The sequence below is a fragment of the uncultured Nocardioides sp. genome, assembly GCF_902805925.1.
GTDB lineage: Bacteria > Actinomycetota > Actinomycetes > Propionibacteriales > Nocardioidaceae > Nocardioides.
Map to the genome: position 1 here is coordinate 1 of NZ_CADCUP010000194.1, position 4,156 is coordinate 4,156.

A 4,156-nucleotide genomic window follows, 5' to 3' on the forward strand; every position below is an offset into this window, starting at 1 on the left:
GAGACTTGTCCTGACTGATCTCTCGGTCCCCCGGGCCTCTAGCTCAATGGGTAGAGCAGCGGACTTTTAATCCGTTGGTTCAGGGTTCGAGCCCCTGGAGGCCTACTGAAACCGCAGGTCAGGCGCCGCTTGATGCCCAGGGCCACCGCCCGGGGCGCCGATCAGGACCGCGGCGTGGGCGGGATCCTCGGCGCCTCCGGCCCGACCCGGCCGGCGAGCCACTGCTGCACCGTGGCGTCGTCGGGCGAGAGGCCGTCGCTGATCGCGTGCGGCACGACCCGGCTGTAGTAGTCGGTGACCATGCCGTCGGACTCGCGCACCAGCATGCCCGCGGCCTCGCCCCCGACCACCCAGGACCCGATCACGACGTAGTTCCCGCCGTAGACCGGCAGCGGGGCGTACCCCTGGTAGACCCAGCCCTCGGCGCCGTAATCACCGGGCATCGTCACCTCGTGGCCGTCGGCGAGGCGGATGCGGATGCCGTCGCCCTCGCGGCCGTGCAGCGGCTTGGCCACCCACTCGGCGAGGTCGCGCGGCTCGTCGAAGTACGCCGGCAGCAGGAGGCGGTGTCCCGGGTGGCGCTCCCACAGCACCGGCAGGATCGCCTTGGTGCTCAGCAGCACCTTCCAGGCCGGCTCGAACCAGCGCACGGGCCTGGTCTCGGCACCGTCGATGATCAACCGGCCGAAGTCCTCGGCGAGCATCTGCTCCCAGGGGTAGAGCTTGAAGGCGTTGCGGATCGGCCGGTCGCCCGCGTCCCGGAAGTCGCGGGTGTCGGGGTTCCAGCCGACGTGGGCGATGGGGTGGGCCATCACCTTCAGGCCGGCCTGCACGGCGCAGTCCATGAGGTAGTGGACGGTCATCTCCACCTCGCCGCCGTCGTAGGCCTCCCCCTCACCGAGGTCGTAGAGGAAGTGCACCTCGTCGCCGTCGAGGGCGCCCGAGACCCGCAGCTCGCGCCAGCGCGCGACCAGCCGGTCGTGGACGCTGTTCCACTGGTCGATGTCGGACATCATGTCCTCGACCCAGCGCCACTGCGCCACGCCCGTCTCGACGAGCCCGGTCGGGGTGTCGCCGTTGATCTCCAGCATCTTCACCGAGCCGTCGGCGCCGTACGCAAGGTCGAAGCGTGCGTAGACCGAGGGGTCACCGCGCTCGATCGACGCCCGCACCAGGCCGAGCGTGCCGGGCGGCAGCCCCAGCCGCTGGTCGGTCATGGTCGCCGCCATGTGCCCTGCGGCGTCGACGCACATCGCCCACAGCTCCTCGGTGGCGGCCTCGAGCATGTCGACCTCGTCGAGGGTCACCTCGTACCACGCCGACTCGTTCCAGTAGGCCACCGTCGAGCCGTCCGGCTTCGGGGTGAGCGGGAAGATCAGCCCCTGCTCGGTGACGATCCGCTCCCAGTCCTTGCGCGGGCGGGACTCGTGGCGCCACATCAGGCGATGCTGGCGCAGACGATGAGGCCGACCGAGACGGCGGCGGCCGCGGCGAGGTAGGCCAGGGGACGCGCGGGCCCGGGCGCGGTGACGATGCGGCGCAGGTCGCCGGGGGTGACGAGCTCGACGACGAAGAACATGGCGGCGTTGAGCGCGATGCCGAGCACGCCGAACGAGAGCGTCCAGACCAGCGCCCAGCCCAGCGAGGTGGCGCCGTTGGTCCAGATCGCGGTGAACAGCACCATCGCGTTGGAGACCAGCCAGGCCGCGGTCACCAGGCCCGCCGAGCGCGACGCCGCGTGCACGGACTCGGCGCCGGTCTCGTCGACGCCGCGCAGGGACCTGCCGAGGTGGCCGGGGGTGACGAGGTCGAGCACGTAGTACGCCGCGATGAGCAGCGCGCCGGCCAGGACGGCGTACACGACGGCGTGCCCGAGGGCGTTGAGCAGGGACTCCAGCATGTGGTTCCTCGGGTGTGGTCGGTGACGGGACGGGACGGGGGGTCAGCCGGAGACGCCGCGGCTGGTGCCGCCGAAGCCGCCGGTCCTGGTGGTCGACCTGACCGACGAGCCGCCGGCCTCCGGCAGTCCGCCGCGCTGGACGGTGCCGTTGAGCCCGGAGCCGTTGAAGGTGCCGCCGGCGACGCGGCTGCCGAGGGCGGGCACCCGCGAGCTGGCGCCGAGGTAGTACCAGAGGAAGGCCCCGCCGACCCCGGAGCCGGCGGCCCGGTCGTCGTCGCACTGGTCGTCGTCGACGCGCTCGTCGGTGTCCGGGTCGACGCACACCGCGGCGTAGTCGGGCGACGACGCGCACCCCGACAGCCCGGCGGCCATGATGGCGGTGACGCCCAGGCTCACGCCCGTCGAGCGCATCCGCCTGCGGGCGGTCGTGGTCATGTCGTCCTCCGTACGGCGACGCGGCAGGTGAGTGGTCACGCTACCTGCCGATGCGGCGCACCCGGCATCGTGGCGCACCCGACTCCCCCGCGTCATCGGACACCTACGTCGGGGTCGCCGAGCGTTCACGCATGCACAAGACCGTGGCGGCATGCGCACAGCCATCGTCACCGAGTCCTTCCTCCCCCAGGTCAACGGCGTGACCAACACCGTGCGGCACACGGTCGACCGGCTGCTCGACCTCGGCCACGAGGTCCTCGTGGTCGCGCCCGGCCCCGGCCCGGACGCCTACCGCTCCGCACCCGTGGTCCGGGTCCGCTCGGTCGGGCTGCCGGGCTATCGGTCGTTCTCCCTCGGGCTGCCCGACCCGGTGCTGGAGCGCACGCTCGCCGACTTCGCACCCGACGTCGTCCACCTCGCCTCCCCGTTCGCGCTGGGAGCCGTCGGGCTGAGGGCGGCCACCCGCCTCGGCCTCCCGACCGTGGCCGTCTACCAGACCGACATCGCCGGCTTCGCGCGCCAGTACGGCATCCGGGCCGACGCACCCATCTCGCGCTGGGTCGGGCGCATCCACCGCCGCGCCGACCGCACGCTCGTGCCGTCGACCGCGGCGTACTCCCAGCTCGCCGCCCTGGGCGTGACCGACCTGCACCTGTGGCGGCGCGGGGTCTCGCTCGACCTCTTCTCCCCCGACCGCCGCGACGCGGGCCTGCACGCCGCCTGGACGCGCGCCCGGCCCGGCACCCTCGCCGTCGGGTACGTCGGCCGGCTGGCACCCGAGAAGCAGGTACGCCGTCTCGTCGAGGTCGCCTCCCTGCCCGGCACGCGGCTCGTGGTCGTGGGCGACGGGCCGGCGCGGCCCTGGCTGGAGAGGCACCTGCCCGAGGCCGCCTTCACCGGCATGCTGCGCGGGAACGACCTCGCCCGCGCCTTCGCCTCCCTCGACGTGTTCGTGCACACCGGGGAGTCCGAGACGTTCTGCCAGACCGTCCAGGAGGCGCAGGCCAGTGGTGTCCCGGTCGTCGCGCCGGCAGCCGGCGGACCGGTCGACCTCGTCGACCACGGGCGCACCGGGATGCTGTTCCGGCCCACCGACCCGGCCGCGCTGCGGCACACGGTCGCGACCGTGGTGGGCGATGAGCAGCTCCGGTCGCGCACCGCCGCGGCAGCTCTCGACGCGGTGGCCGGCCGCAGCTGGGCCACGGTCGTCGACGAGCTGATCGAGGTGCACTACCCCGCCGTGCTGCGGATCCTCGACGGCGCGGCGGCCTGAGCGGTGCGGAGGCTCGCTCCCCTGGGATCGGGCTACCGCCCCGACGTGGCGGTCATCATCGTCGGCGGCCACGACGTCACCCACCGCGTCCGGACGTCGGTGTCGGTGCGCCAGCTCGCGGAGGTGGTCGGACCGTTGTTCCTCGCCCAGCCCGACGAGATGTTCGCCATCGACGAGTTCCACCCCTCCGGGCCCGCCGGCAGCCCACCACGGTGACCTCCTCCGCGAGCCCCTGACGGCCGGCGTACCCCTTCGCTCCGACCGGTACGTTGGAGCCATGCCCCGCTCAGGTCCCTCGGTGACGCGGCGCCCCTCGGTGCTCGACGTCGGCGCCCTGCGTGCCGTGGAGCAGGTGCTCTCCGACACCGTCGAGCGCCAGACCCGCACGCTGGCCGGCGTGGGTCCCGAGCTGGACGAGCTCGCCGACGTGGTCCGCGACCTGATGGACGGCGGCAAGCGGCTGCGGGCCGCCTTCTGCCTGTGGGGCGCGCAGGCGGTCGGCGAGGACGCCCGGCCGGCCGGCGCCGGGGTCGAGCAGGCGGCCGCCG

General features: G+C 73.5%; 5 protein-coding genes, 1 tRNA gene and 1 pseudogene. 4 read left to right on the top strand and 3 right to left on the bottom strand.

Annotation, left to right across the window (positions count from 1 at the left end; all coding sequences use genetic code 11):
• Positions 1–32 precede the first annotated feature (32 nt).
• Positions 33–105: transfer RNA gene (locus QZX64_RS14240), tRNA-Lys, on the top strand.
• A 56-nt stretch (positions 106–161) separates the two neighbouring features.
• On the opposite strand, the gene QZX64_RS14245 is transcribed toward QZX64_RS14240, so the two are convergent.
• Genes QZX64_RS14245 through QZX64_RS14255 form a run of 3 tightly spaced genes read right to left on the bottom strand, consistent with a single transcriptional unit; the run spans position 162 to position 2,335 of the window.
• Entirely contained in the window at positions 162–1,439 is a 1,278-nt protein-coding gene (locus QZX64_RS14245; RefSeq protein WP_295661078.1) for a glutathionylspermidine synthase family protein, read from the bottom strand.
• Positions 1,439–1,900 (bottom strand): DUF350 domain-containing protein, encoded by a 462-nt coding sequence (locus QZX64_RS14250; protein WP_295661080.1) that lies wholly within the window; start codon positions 1,898–1,900, stop codon positions 1,439–1,441. Before QZX64_RS14250 ends, QZX64_RS14245 begins: the two co-directional genes overlap by 1 nt.
• 42 nt (positions 1,901–1,942) lie before the next feature.
• Positions 1,943–2,335, bottom strand: a complete 393-nt coding sequence (locus QZX64_RS14255; protein ID WP_295661082.1) for a hypothetical protein — start codon at positions 2,333–2,335, stop codon at positions 1,943–1,945.
• A gap of 151 nt (positions 2,336–2,486) precedes the next feature.
• Between QZX64_RS14255 and QZX64_RS14260 the strand changes: the two genes are divergently transcribed.
• The 3 genes and pseudogenes from QZX64_RS14260 to QZX64_RS14270 form a co-directional block, all read left to right on the top strand.
• The gene (locus tag QZX64_RS14260) at positions 2,487–3,608 is read left to right on the top strand and encodes a glycosyltransferase family 1 protein (protein ID WP_295661084.1); all 1,122 of its coding nucleotides are present in this window, start codon (positions 2,487–2,489) and stop codon (positions 3,606–3,608) included.
• Between the two features lie 45 nt (positions 3,609–3,653).
• Entirely contained in the window at positions 3,654–3,824 is a 171-nt protein-coding gene (locus tag QZX64_RS14265; protein WP_295661086.1) for a hypothetical protein, read from the top strand.
• 61 nt (positions 3,825–3,885) lie between these two features.
• Positions 3,886–4,156 (top strand): annotated as a pseudogene (locus QZX64_RS14270) (hypothetical protein); the annotation flags it as partial.